We start from the raw sequence: 17985 nt of genomic DNA on the forward strand, positions 1-17985 counted from the left end.
TCTCGCGATGCTGCTTCGCAGCTTCTCTTAATGCGGGTATGATCGGCGTTTACGTTGTCCCAGCCAAGATAGTGGAAGTCGCCCACCGATGCAAAACACCAAGCTCTTGCTAACCAGTTTCACCTTTGTGGGACTGCTCGCACTCGCCGGTTGTTCATTCCCCGGGGTTTACAAAATCGACATCCAGCAGGGCAATGTCGTCACGCAGGACATGATAGACCAGTTACGCCCGGGAATGACCCGCCGGCAAGTACGGTTTATCATGGGTAACCCTCTGCTGACCGACACGTTCCATGCCGATCGCTGGGATTATCTGTACAGCTTGCAGCCAGGCGGCGGTGAGCGCCAGCAGGAACGCATCAGCGTTATCTTCAGCCCCAACGACCAACTCGTCAGCCTGTCAGGCGATTTCATGCCTGGCGTGAGCCGTGACGAAGCCATCTTGGGCAAGGACAGCGACAACACCGTTACCGACCCGACCCAGAAAGCCGAACAGCCAAAACCGGAAAAACCGGCCAAGCCAGGTTCGTTGCTGGACCAGATCCAGAAGGATGTGGACAAAGTCGAGACCGTACCAGTCCCGACGCCAGAGCCCCTGGACACATCGCCGCAATAAATGGCGGCATAAAAAAACCCGGCATGCCGGGTTTTTTATTGCCTGTCATTCAAGCCAGGTTATTGCTCCGATTGGCGTGCCTGGGCAGCCTTGGCCGCGCGCAGGCGCCGAATTTCCTTCGGATCGGCCAACAACGGGCGATAAATCTCCAGTCGATCGGCCGCCTGCACCACCTGATGCTCTGGATCGACAACCAGCTTGCCAAAAATCCCCACCGGGCAAGTCATCAGATCCAGCTCCGGAAACACATCGGCAATACCGGATGCCGCCAGTGCGGCGCGAACACTCGCGCCCTCCTGCACCATGCAGGTGCGCAAGACCTGACGCTCCGCTGAGGCATACACCACTTCTATCTCAATCAACGCTTGAGCTCTGCATTCTGCTTGGCCCGCTGGCAGAACGCATCGACCAGGGTATTGGCGGCCTGATTGAACAGCGGCCCCAGCGTCGCCCGCACCAGAGGACCGGCGTAGTCGAACGACAGGTCCAGGCTGATCTTGCAGGCCTTTTCACCCAGCGGCTTGAACACCCAGACACCGTGGAGCTGATTGAAAGGCCCTTCCTCCAGATTCATCTCGATGGACTGTCCCGGCACCAGCGTATTGCGCGTGACGAAGCGCTGGCTCAAGCCGCTCTTGGCAATGTTGAGGCTGGCGCGCATATGGGTTTCAGAGCTTTCCAGCACCTCGGCCGACGAGCACCACGGCAAGAACTCCGGGTAGCTCGCCACATCGTTGACCAGGTCATACAGCGCCTGCGCCGGGTAGGGCAGCAAGGCCGAGCGTTGAATATGTGTCGTCATGTAAGCGTCACTTCCACAGCTGGGCGGCAAACACTACAAGAATGCCGATGGGCGCCACATAGCGCATCAAGAACAGGCTCAAGCCGAACAATACCGGGCTACGCAGCGACAGCTCATCACGCACTGCTTCACGCCCCATGATCCATCCTGCAAACACTACGAAACACAAACCACCCAATGGCAGCATGATCCGTGAGGTGAAGAAATCAATCACGCCGAAGAAATCCAGCCCTCCGGTTGCGCCCCACTGGTAGAGATGGAACAGCCCGTCTTCGTTCACGAAAAACTTCGCCTGCTTCCATATATTGAAGGAAAACACCGTGCCCAGGCCGACAAACCAACAGGTGAAGGCCAGCCAGAAGGTTACCCAGGCACGACTGAGCCGGGTCCGTTCAACCAGGTAAGCCACCATGGGTTCCAGCAGGGAGATGGCCGAACTCCAGGCCGCGATGGCCACCAGGAGAAAAAACACCACGCCCATCACCTGGCCGAACGCCATGCTGCCAAAGGCAAAGGGCAGGCTGACGAACATCAACCCTGGCCCCTCGCTCGGATTCAGGCCGGCAGCGAACACAATCGGAAACAATGCCACGCCCGCCAGCAGCGACACGAAGGTGTCCAGCAGTGCAACGCCGACCACAGTTCGGGTCAGGGAGGCATTCTTGGGCATGTAGGCGCCATAGATCATGATCGAACCGACCCCGACGCTCAGGGAGAAAAACGCATGCCCCATGGCCGGCAGCAGGCCGTCCAGGACTTTCTCCGGCTGGAAGTCGAACATGAAATGCACGCCTTCCATGAAATGCCCGGTGGTCATGCTGTAGCCCAGCAGCACCAGGATCATCACGAACAGCAACGGCATCATGATCCGCAGGCTGCGCTCAAGCCCGGCCACCACGCCCCGGGCAATTACCACCGCCGAGAGCACCATGAAAATCGTGTGCCAGAGGGTCAGCCTCCAGGGATCGGCGATCACATTGCCGAAGTAGGCGCCCACCTGATCCGGCGTGGCCCCTTGGAAATCCCCGCGCCCCATGTCGATGATGTAGTCCAGGGACCAGCCACCGACCACGCTATAGAAAGACAGGATCAACAGCGCCGTGATCATCCCGGCGAAGGCGCCCCACGACCACTTGGTCGAATGGCCAGCCTCTACCGCCAGTACCTTCAGGGCATTGGCCGGGCTTTGCCGGGCCCGACGTCCGATCAGGGTTTCGGCCAGCATCACCGGTGCGCCGATCAGCGCGATGCACGCCAGGAACATCAATACGAAGGCGCCGCCACCGTAGACGCCGACCATGTACGGAAACTTCCAGATACTACCCAGCCCCACGGCAGAACCAGTCGCCGCGAGTATGAAGACCCAGCGGCTAGCCCAACTGCCGTGGACAGAAACCTTGTCTGTCGACATCGTGATCACGCCCAAGCATTCAAAAAAGAGGCCGCATTGTCCGGGATTCACTCAACGTGCTCAAGCACGCTGCTTCACCGTAGCCGACACGCGCGCAACTGCCTATAATGCCGCCCCTATGGCTAAACAGAAGAAACACCCCACAGGGACCATCGCGCAAAATAAAAAGGCGCGACACGATTACTTCATCGAACAACGTTTCGAGGCTGGCATGGTCCTGGCCGGCTGGGAAGTAAAGAGCTTGCGTGCCGGCAAGGCGCAACTGGTCGACAGCTATGTGCTGCTCAAGGACGGCGAAGCCTGGCTGCTGGGCAGTCATATCACGCCGCTGACCACCGCCAGCACCCACGTGATTGCCGACCCGGTGCGCTCGCGCAAATTGCTGCTCAACAAACGCGAGCTGGAAAAACTTTTCGCCTCGGTGCAACAGAAGGGTTACACCTGCGTCTGCACGTCGTTGTACTGGAGCAAGCACTTGATCAAGTGCGAAATTGCCCTGGGCAAGGGCAAGAAGGAATACGACAAGCGCGATACCGAGCGTGAACGTGATGCCGGCCGCGAGCTGCAGCGTGCAGTGCGCAACAAGGGCAAGGAAGACTGAGTCTTTCGTCCTTGAGACCGCTATCGCGAGCAAGCTCGCTCCCACATAGGATCTTTTGCGAACACAGAATATGTGTACAACAGTGAGCCCGTGTGGGAGCGGGCTTGCTCGCGAATACAGAAGCCCAATCGCCACCGAACTCGCGACCTACATCCCCTTGCGCCGCTCCGCCCGCGCCACCCGCTGCACCTCCTGACGCACCTCTTCCAAGACTTCCTGCACATACAAGATATGCCGGCTGGACACTTCCCGCGCCTGTTCGGCGTGCCCGTCCATGATGGCCTGGTACAACTCCCGGTGCTGGCTGATCAGCATGTCGCGGGTTTCACTGCGCTGCTTGTACATGCCGCCGATGTTGGTCACCACGTTGCGCTTGAGCAAATCGAACAAGCCGCGAATCGTGTGCAGCAACACGGCGTTATGACTGGCCTCGGCGATCGCCAAGTGAAACCGGGCATCCGCCGCGCCCTCCTCCGCCCGGCTGACCTCGTCGTGGCGCGAGTAACAATCCAGCAGCTCGTCGAATGCCGCCGTCAGCCGCTCGCGGTCCACATCCGTGGCCCGCTGCGCCGCGTAATAAGCACAGGACGCTTCCAAGGTGTGACGGAACTCCAGCAAGTCACGCTGCGCTTCGGGATTGCTTTCCAAAAGCTGCAGCAGCGGATCACTGAACGTCGAGCCCAGCGACTCCACCACATAGTTGCCGCCGCCCTGGCGACTGACCAACAAGCCTTTGGCCGCCAGCTTCTGGATCGCCTCGCGCAACGAAGGGCGTGACACACCGAACTGCTCAGCCAGGGTCCGTTCGGCCGGCAGCCGCTCACCGGACTTGAGCGTGCCCTCAAGGATCATGCCTTCAAGCCGCTCGACAATATCGTCAGACAAACGGCGCTGACGAATCTGATCAAACCCCATAACTCAATTCTCCACGATCCCGACCGCTCGCCGGGCCCTCTATTCTGGCCCATCCGGGCTTTATCCACACCCCGTAAAAGCCGCTTCTACCAACGGATCAGATGCCATCTGCACCGCTTATTCGACGAAAGTTTCAGGGCGGCAAATTGACACACGACAACCAAGGCTTTTACCCTAGCCAACAGCGATTGTAAATTGGTATTACCAATTAACCAAATCCGCTGGCAGTGCCTGACCAACAACAATTAGGGGCCCACCCATGATGCAAACCTGGCAACAGCTCTACAGCCCGCTCGGCAGCCTCGGCTTGTCCGCACTCGCGGCCGTCATTCCCATCGTATTTTTCTTCCTGGCCCTGGCGGTGTTTCGCCTCAAGGGACATGTGGCCGGCAGCATTACCTTGGCCCTGGCGATCGCTGTGGCGATTTTCGCGTTCAATATGCCCGCCGACATGGCCTTCGCAGCCGCCGGCTATGGCTTTGCCTACGGTCTGTGGCCCATCGCCTGGATCATCGTCGCCGCCGTATTCCTCTACAAACTGACGGTCAAGAGCGGCCAGTTCGAGGTGATTCGCAGCTCAGTGCTGTCGATTACCGATGACCAACGCCTGCAAGTGCTGCTGATCGGCTTTTGCTTCGGCGCGTTCCTGGAAGGGGCCGCCGGTTTCGGTGCCCCGGTGGCGATCACTGCCGCCCTGCTGGTCGGCCTGGGCTTCAACCCCCTGTATGCCGCGGGCCTGTGCCTGATCGCCAACACCGCCCCGGTCGCGTTCGGCGCGTTGGGCATTCCGATCATCGTGGCCGGTCAGGTTACCGGGATCGACGCCTTCAAGATCGGCGCCATGACCGGTCGCCAACTGCCCCTGCTGTCGCTGTTCGTGCCGTTCTGGCTGGTGTTCATGATGGACGGTCTGCGCGGCGTGCGGGAAACCTGGCCAGCAGCGCTGGTGGCCGGCTTGAGCTTCGCCATCACCCAGTACTTCACCTCCAACTTCATCGGCCCGGAACTGCCGGACATCACCTCCGCCCTGGCCAGCCTGATTTCCCTGACGCTGTTCCTGAAAGTCTGGCAGCCCAAGCGCACCGCCGGCGCCCAGATTGCCGGCGCCACCTCCAGCGCAACGGTCACCGCCAGCGTCGGCGGTTTCGGCCAACCGCGCAGCACGGTGGCTTCGCCCTACAGCCTGGGAGAAATCATCAAAGCCTGGTCGCCGTTCCTGATCCTGACCGTATTGGTGACGATCTGGACCCTTAAGCCGTTCAAGGCAATGTTCGCTGCGGGCGGTTCGATGTACGGCTGGGTGTTCAACTTCGCCATCCCGCACCTGGACCAGATGGTGATCAAGGTCGCGCCCATCGTGATCAACCCCACTGCCATTCCGGCCGTGTTCAAGCTTGATCCGATTTCCGCCACCGGCACGGCGATTTTCTTCTCCGCATTGATCTCGATGCTGGTACTGAAGATCAATATCAAAACTGGTCTTACCACTTTTAAAGAGACACTTTTCGAGCTGCGCTGGCCGATCCTGTCCATCGGCATGGTGCTGGCATTCGCCTTCGTCACCAACTACTCGGGCATGTCGTCGACCATGGCCCTGGTACTGGCCGGCACGGGCGCGGCGTTCCCGTTCTTCTCGCCGTTCCTGGGTTGGCTGGGCGTGTTCCTGACCGGTTCCGATACGTCGTCCAACGCGTTGTTCAGCTCGCTGCAAGCCACCACCGCGCACCAGCTCGGCGTCAACGACACCTTGCTCGTGGCGGCCAATACCAGCGGCGGCGTGACCGGCAAGATGATTTCGCCACAATCGATCGCGGTGGCCTGCGCGGCGACCGGGCTGGTGGGCAAGGAATCGGATCTGTTCCGTTTCACCCTCAAACACAGCCTATTCTTTGCAACGATTGTCGGCCTGATCACGTTGGCCCAGGCCTACTGGTTTACCGGCATGCTGGTTCATTAAGTCCTACACGCAACACTGAAAAAACCGACGCCGAACCGTGATTCGGCGTCTGCTATTCACCACCGGGTCTGCAAGGCTGCTGAAAGATTTCCTGTCTATATTCAGCAGCCTCAGCGGACGGATAACCGGGACCACCCGGAGACACGCCTGATGAGCGAGCTTTTTTATAACGCCGTGCCGAACGCGACCCGTGTCGCCCCGCCACTGCCCGAGCCTCGGCAGTACCCCAGCGAAAAACCGCAAAGGGTCTACCTGTTCGGCACTTGCGTGGTCGACCTGTTCTATCCCGAAGCCGGGATGGATGCGATTCATCTGCTGGAGCGCGAAGGAATCCGGGTGGACTACCCGCAAGGGCAAAGCTGCTGCGGCCAACCGGCCTACACCTCGGGCTACACCGAGCAGGCGCGGACGGTGGCACGGGCGCAGTTGGCCCTGTTTGCCGAAGATTATCCGGTGGTCGTGCCCTCGGGCTCCTGCGCCGGCATGCTGCGCGAGCATTACGCCGATCTGTTCAAGGATGAGCCCGACACGCTCAAACAGGTTCAGGCCCTGGCGGCCCGGACCTATGAACTGGCTGAATTCCTGCTGTTCGTCTGCAAGGTGCAGTTGAACGATAGCGGCGAACCCGTGAAAGTCGCGCTGCACACGTCCTGCTCGGCACGGCGTGAAATGAACACCCATCTGCATGGCCGTGCGTTGTTGGCGCAGCTGCGCAATGTGGAGCGAGTTGAACACAGCCATGAAAGTGAATGCTGTGGCTTTGGTGGGACGTTCAGCGTTCGCATGCCGGATATTTCCGGCGCGATGGTGGCCGACAAGACCCGAGCGCTGAAGGAATCCGGCGCGCACAAGGTCATCAGTGCCGATTGTGGCTGCCTGATGAACATCAACGGCGCACTGGAAAAACAGCAGGAAGCGTTACGCGGCCAGCATCTGGCGAGCTTTCTCTGGCAGCGTAGCGGAGGTGTTGCATGAGCACGCCAACGCTGATCCCGACTGTAGAGGTGCAGGAAGATTTTCGCGCCCGGGCCCACAAGGCTTTGGACGACACGCAACTGCGAAACAACTTTCGCAGCGCGATGGATTCACTGATGACCAAACGGGCAACGTCTTTCAGCGATGCCCACGAAAGAGAACACCTGCGAGTGCTCGGCAATGCCGTCCGCGCCCGTGCGTTATCCAAGCTGCCCGACCTGCTCGAGCAACTTGAAAGCAACCTGACCCGTAACGGTGTGAACGTGCACTGGGCGGAAACGGTGGACGAAGCCAATGGCATCGTCCTCTCGATCATCCGCGCTCACGAGGCGCGGCAAGTGATCAAGGGCAAATCGATGGTCAGCGAAGAGATGGAGATGAACCATTTCCTCGAGGCTCGGGACATTGAATGTCTCGAATCCGACATGGGGGAATACATCGTCCAGCTCGACCACGAGAAGCCTTCACACATCATTATGCCGGCGATCCACAAGAATGCCGGTCAGGTCGCGTCCTTGTTCCACGACAAACTCGGCGTGGAGTACACCAAGGACGTTGACCAACTCATTCAGATCGGTCGCAAGGTATTGCGGCAGAAATTCTTCGAGGCCGATATCGGCGTCTCCGGCGTCAACTTCGCCGTCGCTGAAACCGGCACGCTGCTGCTGGTGGAAAACGAAGGCAACGGACGCATGTCCACCACCGTGCCACCCGTGCACATCGCTGTGACCGGCATCGAAAAAGTGGTGGAGAACCTGCGCGATGTCGTGCCACTGCTCTCACTGCTGACCCGCTCGGCCCTCGGACAGCCCATCACGACCTACGTCAACATGATCTCCGGGCCACGCAAGGCCGATGAGCTGGACGGCCCCCAGGAAGTCCACCTGGTCCTGCTCGATAACGGTCGCAGCCAGGCGTTTGCCGACAGCGAACTGCGCCAGACGCTGAACTGCATTCGCTGCGGCGCCTGTATGAATCATTGCCCGGTCTATACCCGAATCGGCGGCCATGCCTACGGCGAGGTGTACCCGGGGCCTATCGGAAAAATCATCACGCCGCACATGGTCGGCCTGGCCAAGGTGCCGGACCACCCGAGCGCCTCTTCGCTATGCGGCGCCTGCGGTGAAGTGTGCCCGGTGAAGATTCCGATTCCGGCCCTGCTGCGGCGGTTGCGGGAAGAGAACGTCAAGGCGCCGGACAGCCCCCATCAGGTGATGCGCGGCCAGGGCAGCAAATACTCGCCCAAGGAACGCTTCATCTGGAATGCCTGGGCTCGGCTCAACAGTTCGCCACGGTTGTATCGACTGTTCGGGTTCCTCGCCACGCGCCTGCGCGCCCTGGTGCCCAACAACGTCGGCCCCTGGACCCAGAACCACAGCGCCCCCAAACCCGCCGCCCGCTCATTGCATGACCTGGCCCGCGACCACCTGAACCAGCAGGGAGACCGCCGATGAGCGCCAAGGACAATATCCTCGCCAAGCTGCGTAAAAGCCTGACAGGCACCACGCCGGTTGCCGACAACTTCGACGTCGAGCTAGTGACGCAGACCTACCGCTATGCGCCCGAGGAACGCATCCCGCAATTGCGCAAATTGATGGAAGCGGTGCACACCGAAATCCACCTGACGTCCGACGAAGGCTGGCCGACCCTGCTCGCGCAATTGCTGCGCGACCGTCAGTTGCCGAGTCTGCTCATCGCCCCGACCACCGCGCACGGGCAAAAAATCACACAGTTCTGGGCGAACAATCCGGACCTGCCAACCCTCAAGGCCTACGACCGCCCGATAGAAGAGTGGAAAGCCGAGTTGTTCAACGACACTCCCGCCAGCCTCACCGGCACCCTTGGCGCCATCGCCGCCACCGGCAGCCTGATTCTCTGGCCAACCCGGGAAGAACCGCGGCTGATGAGCCTGGTGCCACCGGTGCATTTCGCCCTGCTCAAGGCCAGCGAGATCCGTGACAACTTCTATGAAGTGCAGCAGGAATTCGAGTGGGCCCAAGGCATGCCCACCAACGCCCTGCTGGTATCGGGCCCGTCGAAAACCGCCGACATCGAGCAAGTCCTGGCCTACGGCGCCCATGGTCCGAAGGATCTGGTGGTTTTGATTCTGGAGGACCAATGACCCTTCCGGCCTCTTTCCTACACGACGTTCAACAACTGATCCCGCAAAAGCGCCGTTTCGACGATCCGCTGTCGACTTTGGCCTTCGGTACTGACGCCAGTTTCTATCGGCTGATTCCGAAACTGGTGGTACGCGTCGAATCCGAAGATGAAGTGATTGTCTTGCTGAAACTGGCCCAGCGCGACCAGGTGCCCGTCACCTTCCGCGCCGCCGGCACCAGCCTGTCCGGGCAAGCCATCAGCGACTCGGTGCTGATTGTGCTGGGGGATAACTGGAACGGTCGCGAGATCCGCGCGCAAGGCACGCAGATTCGCTTGCAGCCCGGCGTGATCGGCGCCCAGGCCAACGCCTGGCTGGCCCCGTTCGGGCGCAAGATCGGCCCAGATCCGGCGTCGATCAACGCCTGCAAGATCGGCGGCATCGTCGCCAACAACGCCAGCGGCATGTGCTGCGGCACGGCGCAGAACACCTATCACACCCTGGCCGGCATCCGCCTGGTACTGGCCGATGGCACACGCCTGGACACCGAAGACGACAACAGCGTGGCGGCTTTTCGTACAAGCCATGGCGAACTGCTGGAACGCCTCGCCACCCTCGGTCGCGAAACCCGCGCCAACACCGAATTGGCCGCCCGAATTCGTCACAAGTACCGTCTGAAAAATACCACCGGCCTGTCACTCAATGCCCTGGTGGATTTCGACGAGCCTGTGGATATCTTGAGCCACCTGCTGGTCGGCTCCGAAGGCACCCTCGGCTTCATCAGCGCGGTGACCTACAACACCGTTATCGACCATCCGAACAAAGCTTCGGCGCTGATCGTATTCCCGGACGTGGAAACCTGCTGCAACGCCGTCACCGTGCTGAAAAGCCAGCCAGTCTCGGCCGTGGAACTGCTGGACCGCCGCAGCCTGCGCTCGGTGCAGGACAAACCGGGCATGCCGGATTTCGTACAGCATCTGTCGATCAATGCCTGCGCCTTGCTCATCGAATCCCGCGCCGCTTCCTCGTCTTTACTGCAAGAACAACTGGTCCGGATCATGGCTTCACTGGCCGGCTTCCCGGTGGAAAAACAGGTCGACTTCACCGAAGACCCACGGGAAAACGCCCGGCTCTGGGCCATCCGCAAAGACACCTTTCCAGCGGTGGGCGCGGTCCGTAAAACCGGAACCACGGTGATCATCGAAGACGTGACCTTTCCGGTGGAACAACTCGCCATTGGCGTAAACCGCCTGATCGAGCTGTTCGACAAACATCACTACGACGAAGCGATCCTTTTCGGACACGCGCTGGAAGGTAATCTGCACTTCGTCTTCACCCAAGGCTTCAACAACCCTGAAGAAGTCGCACGCTACCAGGCGTTCATGGATGACGTGGCGCAGTTGGTGGCGGTGGAATTCGGCGGCTCGCTGAAAGCAGAGCACGGCACCGGGCGCAACATGGCGCCGTTCGTCGAGCTGGAATGGGGCAGCGATGCCTATCAACTGATGTGGCAGCTCAAACGCCTGCTCGATCCCAACGGCATCCTCAACCCGGACGTGGTGCTCAGCGAGGATCCGCAAATCCACCTCAAGCACCTCAAGCCGCTGCCGGCCGCCGATGAGATCGTGGACAAGTGCATCGAGTGTGGTTTCTGCGAACCCGTGTGCCCGTCCAAGGACCTGACCTTGAGCCCGCGCCAGCGCATCGTGATCTGGCGAGACATCCAGGCGAAGAAACGCGCCGGCACGGACACCGCCGAACTGGAACAGGCCTATCAATACCAAGGCATCGACACCTGCGCCGCGACGGGCCTGTGCGCGCAACGTTGCCCGGTAGGCATCAATACCGGCGAGCTGGTGAAAAAACTGCGCAGCCGTGACGCGACGAAGACGAAAACCGCTAACTGGATTGAAGGAAATTTCGCCACCACATTGCAAGGCGCGCGCTTCGCCCTGCACGTGGCCAATGGTGCGCGGATGCTGCTAGGCGCCCCCCGCCTGGCGAAACTGTCGGCTTCGTTGACGCGGCTGTCCAAAGGCCAGGTCCCACAGTGGACCAACGCCATGCCCCAGCCGGAAAAGGCCATCCGTTTCAGCCCCACCGTGTCGGATGAACGCCCGCGCGTGGTGTACCTGGCGGCTTGCGTATCGCGGGTCATGGGCCCGGCGGCCGGGGATAAAGAGCAGATGTCACTGTATGAAAAGACCCAACGGCTGCTGGAAAAAGCCGGCTACCAAGTCGTCTTTCCCGACAATGTGGACAGCCTTTGTTGCGGCCAACCTTTCGCGTCCAAAGGCTACGCCGAACAAGCCGAGCACAAACGCCAGGAACTGATCGGCGCACTGCTGCACGCCAGCCGCGGCGGACTCGATCCGATCTATTGCGACACCAGCCCCTGCACGTTGCGCCTGGTCCAGGACCTCGGTGAGGTGCGCCTGGACCTGTATGACCCAGTGCGCTTCATCCGCACCCATCTGGTGGACCGTCTCGACTTCACTCCCCAAGAGGCGCCCATCGCGGTGCACGTCACGTGCAGCACCCAGCACCTTGGCGAAAGCCAGGCGCTGATCGACTTGGCGCGCAAGTGCAGTAAAAACGTGGTCATCCCGGAAGGCATCCATTGTTGCGGTTTCGCCGGCGACAAGGGTTTCTCCACACCCGAGCTGAACGCCCACTCGCTGCGCTCACTGAAGGACGCGGTACAGCATTGCAGCGAAGGGATTTCCACCAGCCGCACGTGTGAGATTGGTCTTACGCAGCACGGCGCAATCGACTACCACGGGCTGGTCTACCTCATCGATCGGGTCACCCAGGCCAGGGCGACCTGAAGAAAAAATAGAACCCTGGCGCACGGGCACAGTCCACTGATCAAGTCCCGCAAACGCGGGACCTTCCAAAAACTGGTAGCCGTCCTGATGGCCAGCGATGCCTGGTCCCTCAGTTCAAGGAGAGACACATGAAACGCTCTGTACTGCTAGGTCTGTTCGTCACTGCCTCCATGCTAGCGTCGTCTTCGTTTGCCGCCGATCTCTGTGATACCAACCTGAAAGCCATCGAGAACGCGAAGAGCCAGTATCAGGGCTCGGATATCGAGGCTAAAGTCGAGGCCAGCGTCCAGCAAGCCAAGGCCCATCAAGCCCTGAACACCAAGGAAGGCACCGAGAAATGCATCTCCGAAACCACCCAGACCATCCAGGAGATCCAAAAGGTCAGCACAGACGGTAAAAGCTCCTGACCGCTGGGCCAACCTTCGGGTTGGCCTCAGACGCGGATTGGCGTACACTGCACATGCCTGCCGCTCCTACAGATTCATGGAGCGACAGGTTCGGGGCCGTTTAGGATTCGACGCCGGTTGCGAAACTTTAGGTGCATGCCGAGTTGGTAACAGAACTCGTAAATCCACTGTTGCAACTTCTATAGTTGCCAATGACGAAAACTACGGCCAGGACTACGCTATCGCTGCGTAAGCAGCCTTAACGCCTGAGCTTCTGGTACCTTCGGGTCCAGCAATCATTAGGGGATGTCTGTAAACCCAAAGTGATTGTCATATAGAACAGAATCGCCGTGCAGTACGTTGTGGACGAAGCGGCTAAAACTTACACAACTCGCCCAAAGCACCCTGCCCGTCGGGTCGCTGAGGGTTAACTTAATAGACACGGCTACGCATGTAGTACCGACAGCAGAGTACTGGCGGACGGGGGTTCAAATCCCCCCGGCTCCACCACTTCAACATCTAAAGACGTCCACGGACGTCTTTTTTTGTGCCTAAGATTCAGTGAATACGGGGGTTTCAGGGCTTTTTGGGGCTTTGGAGGTTTTTTGAGTTCCAGGCGCTTTGGTATCCCAGGTGGTATCCCGGGCTACCAGGTGCTATTTTCAGGATACCAAAACGGTGCTGGAGGTAGCCCCATGCCTACTAACGCAACCCGCCTCTCTGATCGCCAGCTCAAGGCAGTCAAGGCAACTGGTAAAGACTTCGTCCTCAGCGACGGCGATGGCTTGCAGCTTCGAGTACGCGCCAGCGGCTCGATGATGTGGAATTTCAATTACCGCGAGCCGTTAACCAGAAGCCGTATCAATATGGCGCTCGGCCCATACCCCGACCTCTCATTAGCGAATGCTCGGAAGAAAGCAGTCGAGGCGCGAGAGCTACTTGCTCAAGGCATCGATCCCAAAGCCCAGCGCGATGAGCAAAGGCAAGCCAGACTGGCTGAGACCGAACACACCTTCGAGAAGATAGCCACTGCCTGGTTCGAACTGAAGAAAGACTCAGTGACGCCAGCGTATGCCGAGGACATTTGGCGTTCACTCACGCTGCATGTTTTTCCGAGCATGAAATCGACGCCGCTCTCTGAAGTCAGTGCTCCTATGGTGATCAAGCTCCTTCGCCCGATTGAGGCCAAAGGCAGCCTCGAAACAGTGAAGCGTCTGAGCCAACGACTCAACGAGATCATGACCTACGGGGTCAATTCAGGACTGATCTTTGCGAACCCCCTCAGTGGCATTCGGGCGGTGTTCAAGAAACCCAAGAAAGAGAACATGGCCGCGCTACGACCTGACGAGCTTCCGGAGCTCATGATGGAAATCGCGAATGCCAGCATCAAGCGAGTCACGCGCTGTCTGATCGAATGGCAGTTGCACACGATGACCCGCCCTGTCGAGGCGGCCACCACTCGGTGGGCAGACATCGATTGCGACAAACGCATTTGGAGCATCCCACCGGAGCGTATGAAAAAGCGTCGCCCGCATACCATCCCGCTGACTGAACAAGCGCTCGCGCTACTGGAGACACTCAAGCCCCACAGCGGCCACAGAGAATACGTGTTCCCGGCAGATAGAAACCCGCGTACCCACGCTAATAGCCAGACAGCCAACATGGCGTTGAAACGAATGGGCTTTCAGGACCGCTTGGTCAGCCACGGCATGCGCTCCATGGCCAGCACAATCCTGAACGAGCACGGATGGGATCCGGAGCTAATCGAAGTCGCGCTGGCGCATGTCGATAAAGACGAAGTTCGAAGCGCCTACAACCGAGCGGATTACATCGAACGCCGGCGTCCGATGATGGCTTGGTGGAGTGACCATATCCAGAAGGCGGCCACCGGCAGCCTCTCGGCATCTGCCATCAATCAACCCAGGGACCGCAACGTCGTGCCTATACGCTGAGAATCCAAAGATTGGCGACGCCGACGACAATCCGTGTCGCGCAGCAAGGCGACAGAAGTGACGACTGTCGCCAAATCTGTCGTATGCCTGCGCTTCTTTGGCCAAGCCCCTGAGTATGGGAAGGCTCCGCATTCCCATACTCAGGGGCTCACGCTTAAAAGCGTCTATCAGATAACAACGAATTGCGCCTTTCTGCGGCGGATTAGCCCTGCTGTTAATTCGTAGTAGTAGACGGTCGCTGGAGCTGAGCAACGCAGAGAGTGTTCGAAAAACCATTTCACGTGCTTCTCCTTCCAGGACCAGGGAGTTGCGCAACTCCAGCGTTCACGAATTACTTCGTGCATCCTTTCTGCTTGCCTGATGTGCCGCTGCCGCGTGGCATGCGCACCTTTGAGCACGGGGCTCAGAAACAACGCCATATCGAACTCGGACGTCATCGCCGACCTCCGATGTAGGCACTCACCACATCGATGCGGTTATGTCCCAACTCGTGGCTGATCTGACGTCGTGCACGCTGATCAAGCTCTCGATTTTCTCGGTGATCACGGCCGCCATTTACCGGTGCAGGGAAGCCGGTCAGTTGCTCATAGCGCTCACAGGCGTAAGCCGCTCTCAGTTCATGAAAGCCTTTCAAACCCTGCTCATGCAGGAGGTCCCGTGCCGGCCGCACGACTTTTTGTATGAAGTCTTTGTAGCTTTCATCGGGTGCCAACAAATTCCGACTGCCACTGGGTGACGCCTCGCAGGCCCTAGCCAGGGCGCCGCGGACTTGATCAGTGACTGTAATCCAACGCGGTGCGGACGCGCCTGATCGACCGCCTTTGGTGCCGTCCTGGATATTGATCTTGCCCAGTCGTTGGGCTTCTCGTTGCAACCGTGGCAGGTCCGCCAAGATCGCTTCACGCAGGCGCATACCAGTCTCACGGGCTATGAGCACGATGGCATTCACTCTCGATTGCTGTCGCTCTGTCAGCGCTTGCGCAATCAGCCTGACCTGCACACGGTCTTGGCCTTGCGGGGCCTCACTACGCACGCTTGAGCGCTGCAAGCCCAGCGCCTTGCTCGGACTGGGGATTTTGACGCACTGATCACCGCGCAGAGCGGCCATCGTTCGGTTAACGCTGGACAGGCGGTTTTGCGCGGTGGCGATGCCGACGTTGCCCTGATCGACCTGCTCCCGCATGTGAGCGGCGTACCGCATGAGGATCTCGCGGTCGATCTGTCGCGCGTCGTTGAGTCCCGGTCCTTCATTGGATCGACACCACTGCACGAATGCCTGCCAGCGATCGCTATGGGCTTTGACGGTAGCAAAATGGCCGTCGCCAAACAGATCTTTCAGGGCTTGCGGCCCGGCATAGCTGAGCTGGCGACCGAAGCCAAAATTACACCCAGTTCGCTTACCGACCCGAGCCATTTTTCTGCTCCTGATCGACTGCAGTGAGAGCATGCAAAAGGGCTCGCCAGTGAGCACTCACGATGGCGAACTGGTCCCAATCAGTCGGGCGAAAACACAGCCTGTTGTCGGTGACGTAGAGATGCGCGCCCTCCTCTTTTAACCATTGGATGATGGCTGTCGTCGAGGCAATAGTTTTGTGGGTGGTGGCGACAGCGGCGACAGCGGCGACAACCCTTGTCCTGCCTGGCTTTAAGTGTGGCGACAAAGTGGCGACAGTAGCGGCGACGGTAGCGGCGACAAATCGCACTTTCGGCTCCTTTTGGCGCTGAGCCAGATGGTTACGCAACGCTTCATCAAGATTGAACATGGCGCACCTCGAAGGTGTGGCCGTCGGTGATCAGCCACTGATGATCAATCAACTCGACCAGCAGCTTGGCGGCGTGACGACTGCTCTTACGGGCAAAGCGGGGACCGTTGCGGTTCAGCTCCCGAATACTGAAGCGTTTCCAATCCTTGACCTGCAGCCAGCGCAGCAGCCGGTCCGCCTCCTCCTTTACCCGGCACACCGGTTCCTGTTCGGTCAGGCGCTGGATCTCGGTGAGGTAGTAGCCGACTAAAGCGGAGGCCCGTTGGATATGGTCGACCTCTACCACACCGCTCTCCTCCACGACTGCCAGGATGCCAGCGACGCGCAGCAGGTTATCGGCGGCCTTCGATCCGCTAGGCCGTACGCTGGCCAGCTCGCCAAACTCACCCAACTGGGCTTCGATGGCATCATGTAGATCAATCCAGCGACGGCGGGCCAACGGACTGAGGCTAAGCGGTGATAGCTGCAAGGCACCGTCAGTGGAAAGTGACCAGGGCTGATAAAACAGGGCCGAAAGGCGGCGGTGATATCGCTTCAGGGCGGCGTCTTTGGATAAGTCGACAGCCTGGTAGCTGCGTTGTCCGGCCAGGCTGGTGGGCCAGGTCATCAAGCAGCGACCGAGGATGCCTTGCCCCTGCAGCAACGGGTCACTGAGTAACTGCATGGCCAAGTACGGTTGCAGCATGAGGTGCAGGCTCAAGCGCCGGTCATAAGCCCGCAGGCTTTCACCGGCCATGGAGCGAGCACGATCAATCGGGCTACCGTCCCAGAGCGACGATAAGGTCGTCACGGCTTTCAAACGGTTATCCCGATTCATGGTGCTGCTGCCGAGGAACTGCCCCCCTTCATCACAGAACAGCCCCATGCTGGGCAGGTCATGGCAGAGCCCCTTAATCAGGGCCTCGATAGTCGGGTCCGTGGTGATCAGCCGAGGGGCCGAGGGCTCAGCTTCGAGCGGTATGCCGTTTGTGGGATTGGCATCGGCAGGATTGATACGCTGCGCCTGTCGCTGTGCGGCACGGTACCGGGAGAGCTGTTCGCGGTGGCGCTGCCACTGTTCACGCTCCCATTGCCGTGCTGGCAGCAACGCAAATCGGTCTGCCGCCGTTTTACGATCACCGGACGCGGCCACCGTGATCAGGTACAGCGACAGCGGATAATTTCTCCCGTCGAGCTGTAAGCCCGCATGACCTTGAGTGGCCAGCGCCGAGGCAGCCAAGATCGATTGTGCAGCCAGTGCCTGAGGCACGCCAATCACTTCGGCCATGCGCTCCACCGCAGGCCCAAGAATTCCACCCAACGCCTTAACTGGATAAGGCTCGGCCGCGGGATTCGACTCGATTAACGGTCGAGGGGATCGTGGTAGTTCAAGCTTCGGATCTAACTGCTGCATGGGCCCTCTCCTCGGTGATTGCTGGTTGTCCTCACGTACTCCCGCCACTGCTGTTGAGTGTTATCAGGGATCAAGGCCCCTGCGGCCTGTGAGGTGTTCACTGACGCGGAACGAACGGCTCCTTACGACCGGGAGCGAGGGCATGAACCCATGAATCTGGCCTCCTTAGTCGCATCCGAAGATGCGGGCGGGTGAAGGCTGTGCCGACTGACGAGTTCGGCACCTGGAGATCCTGAGCAGGAGAAGGCAACGACATGGACACCTGGGGCATGCCTGACTGTCAGT

General features: G+C 59.6%; 17 protein-coding genes and 1 other RNA gene. 10 read left to right on the top strand and 8 right to left on the bottom strand.

What is annotated here, in order from left to right:
* The first annotated feature begins 88 nt into the window (after positions 1 to 88).
* Entirely contained in the window at positions 89 to 616 is a 528-nt protein-coding gene (locus tag BLT00_RS20085; RefSeq protein WP_072341055.1) for an outer membrane protein assembly factor BamE, read from the top strand.
* Positions 617 to 675: 59 nt separating this feature from the next.
* Here BLT00_RS20085 and BLT00_RS20090 read toward each other — a convergent pair whose 3' ends face one another.
* The 3 genes from BLT00_RS20090 to BLT00_RS20100 are packed head-to-tail and all read right to left on the bottom strand — an operon-like array spanning position 676 to position 2829.
* Positions 676 to 978 (bottom strand): RnfH family protein, encoded by a 303-nt coding sequence (locus BLT00_RS20090; RefSeq protein WP_092146122.1) that lies wholly within the window; start codon positions 976 to 978, stop codon positions 676 to 678.
* Positions 975 to 1418 (bottom strand): type II toxin-antitoxin system RatA family toxin, encoded by a 444-nt coding sequence (locus tag BLT00_RS20095; protein WP_024617726.1) that lies wholly within the window; start codon positions 1416 to 1418, stop codon positions 975 to 977. Before BLT00_RS20095 ends, BLT00_RS20090 begins: the two co-directional genes overlap by 4 nt.
* Positions 1419 to 1425: 7 nt before the next feature.
* Positions 1426 to 2829 carry a sodium-dependent transporter gene (locus BLT00_RS20100; RefSeq protein WP_092146259.1) on the bottom strand — a complete coding sequence of 468 codons (1404 nt, stop codon included), beginning with the start codon at positions 2827 to 2829 and terminating at the stop codon, positions 1426 to 1428.
* A 118-nt stretch (positions 2830 to 2947) separates the two neighbouring features.
* On the opposite strand from BLT00_RS20100, the gene smpB reads away from it, so the two are divergent.
* Positions 2948 to 3430: an SsrA-binding protein SmpB gene (gene smpB / locus BLT00_RS20105; protein ID WP_042730880.1), complete on the top strand. Its 483-nt coding sequence runs from the start codon at positions 2948 to 2950 to the stop codon at positions 3428 to 3430.
* Between the two features lie 147 nt (positions 3431 to 3577).
* On the opposite strand, the gene BLT00_RS20110 is transcribed toward smpB, so the two are convergent.
* On the bottom strand, positions 3578 to 4345 hold the full coding sequence (locus tag BLT00_RS20110) for an FCD domain-containing protein (protein WP_092146124.1): 768 nt from the start codon (positions 4343 to 4345) through the stop codon (positions 3578 to 3580).
* A gap of 262 nt (positions 4346 to 4607) precedes the next feature.
* Here BLT00_RS20110 and BLT00_RS20115 point away from each other — a divergent pair, with 262 nt between their 5' ends.
* The 8 genes from BLT00_RS20115 (at position 4608) to BLT00_RS20150 (ending at position 14544) form a co-directional block, all read left to right on the top strand.
* Positions 4608 to 6302: a lactate permease LctP family transporter gene (locus BLT00_RS20115; RefSeq protein WP_092146261.1), complete on the top strand. Its 1695-nt coding sequence runs from the start codon at positions 4608 to 4610 to the stop codon at positions 6300 to 6302.
* Between the two features lie 150 nt (positions 6303 to 6452).
* Positions 6453 to 7277 carry a (Fe-S)-binding protein gene (locus BLT00_RS20120; protein WP_063322994.1) on the top strand — a complete coding sequence of 275 codons (825 nt, stop codon included), beginning with the start codon at positions 6453 to 6455 and terminating at the stop codon, positions 7275 to 7277.
* Positions 7274 to 8731 carry a LutB/LldF family L-lactate oxidation iron-sulfur protein gene (locus BLT00_RS20125; RefSeq protein ID WP_092146126.1) on the top strand — a complete coding sequence of 486 codons (1458 nt, stop codon included), beginning with the start codon at positions 7274 to 7276 and terminating at the stop codon, positions 8729 to 8731. Before BLT00_RS20120 ends, BLT00_RS20125 begins: the two co-directional genes overlap by 4 nt.
* The gene (locus BLT00_RS20130) at positions 8728 to 9399 is read left to right on the top strand and encodes a LutC/YkgG family protein (protein ID WP_092146128.1); all 672 of its coding nucleotides are present in this window, start codon (positions 8728 to 8730) and stop codon (positions 9397 to 9399) included. The genes BLT00_RS20125 and BLT00_RS20130 overlap by 4 nt, the downstream gene beginning before the upstream one ends.
* Positions 9396 to 12206: an FAD-binding and (Fe-S)-binding domain-containing protein gene (locus BLT00_RS20135; protein ID WP_092146130.1), complete on the top strand. Its 2811-nt coding sequence runs from the start codon at positions 9396 to 9398 to the stop codon at positions 12204 to 12206. The genes BLT00_RS20130 and BLT00_RS20135 overlap by 4 nt, the downstream gene beginning before the upstream one ends.
* A 128-nt stretch (positions 12207 to 12334) precedes the next feature.
* Complete coding sequence (locus BLT00_RS20140) at positions 12335 to 12613, top strand: hypothetical protein (protein ID WP_063322997.1); 279 nt, start codon at positions 12335 to 12337, stop codon at positions 12611 to 12613.
* 92 nt (positions 12614 to 12705) lie between these two features.
* Positions 12706 to 13102: a transfer-messenger RNA gene (ssrA, locus tag BLT00_RS20145) on the top strand.
* Positions 13103 to 13287: 185 nt separating this feature from the next.
* Complete coding sequence (locus BLT00_RS20150; protein WP_092146132.1) at positions 13288 to 14544, top strand: integrase domain-containing protein; 1257 nt, start codon at positions 13288 to 13290, stop codon at positions 14542 to 14544.
* 167 nt (positions 14545 to 14711) lie between these two features.
* Here the strand turns inward: BLT00_RS20150 and BLT00_RS32195 are convergent, their stop codons facing one another.
* From BLT00_RS32195 to BLT00_RS20170, 4 genes are read right to left on the bottom strand one after another with little or no spacing between them, the layout of a single operon-like run.
* Positions 14712 to 14981: a hypothetical protein gene (locus BLT00_RS32195; protein WP_092146134.1), complete on the bottom strand. Its 270-nt coding sequence runs from the start codon at positions 14979 to 14981 to the stop codon at positions 14712 to 14714.
* Positions 14978 to 15958 (bottom strand): integrase domain-containing protein, encoded by a 981-nt coding sequence (locus BLT00_RS20160; protein ID WP_092146136.1) that lies wholly within the window; start codon positions 15956 to 15958, stop codon positions 14978 to 14980. Before BLT00_RS20160 ends, BLT00_RS32195 begins: the two co-directional genes overlap by 4 nt.
* Complete coding sequence (locus tag BLT00_RS20165) at positions 15942 to 16307, bottom strand: hypothetical protein (protein ID WP_092146138.1); 366 nt, start codon at positions 16305 to 16307, stop codon at positions 15942 to 15944. The genes BLT00_RS20160 and BLT00_RS20165 overlap by 17 nt, the downstream gene beginning before the upstream one ends.
* Positions 16294 to 17700 carry a YfjI family protein gene (locus BLT00_RS20170; protein ID WP_065945472.1) on the bottom strand — a complete coding sequence of 469 codons (1407 nt, stop codon included), beginning with the start codon at positions 17698 to 17700 and terminating at the stop codon, positions 16294 to 16296. The genes BLT00_RS20165 and BLT00_RS20170 overlap by 14 nt, the downstream gene beginning before the upstream one ends.
* Between the last annotated feature and the right edge of the window lie 285 nt (positions 17701 to 17985).

Source organism: Pseudomonas sp. NFACC51, from assembly GCF_900103575.1.
GTDB lineage: Bacteria > Pseudomonadota > Gammaproteobacteria > Pseudomonadales > Pseudomonadaceae > Aquipseudomonas > Aquipseudomonas fluorescens_Q.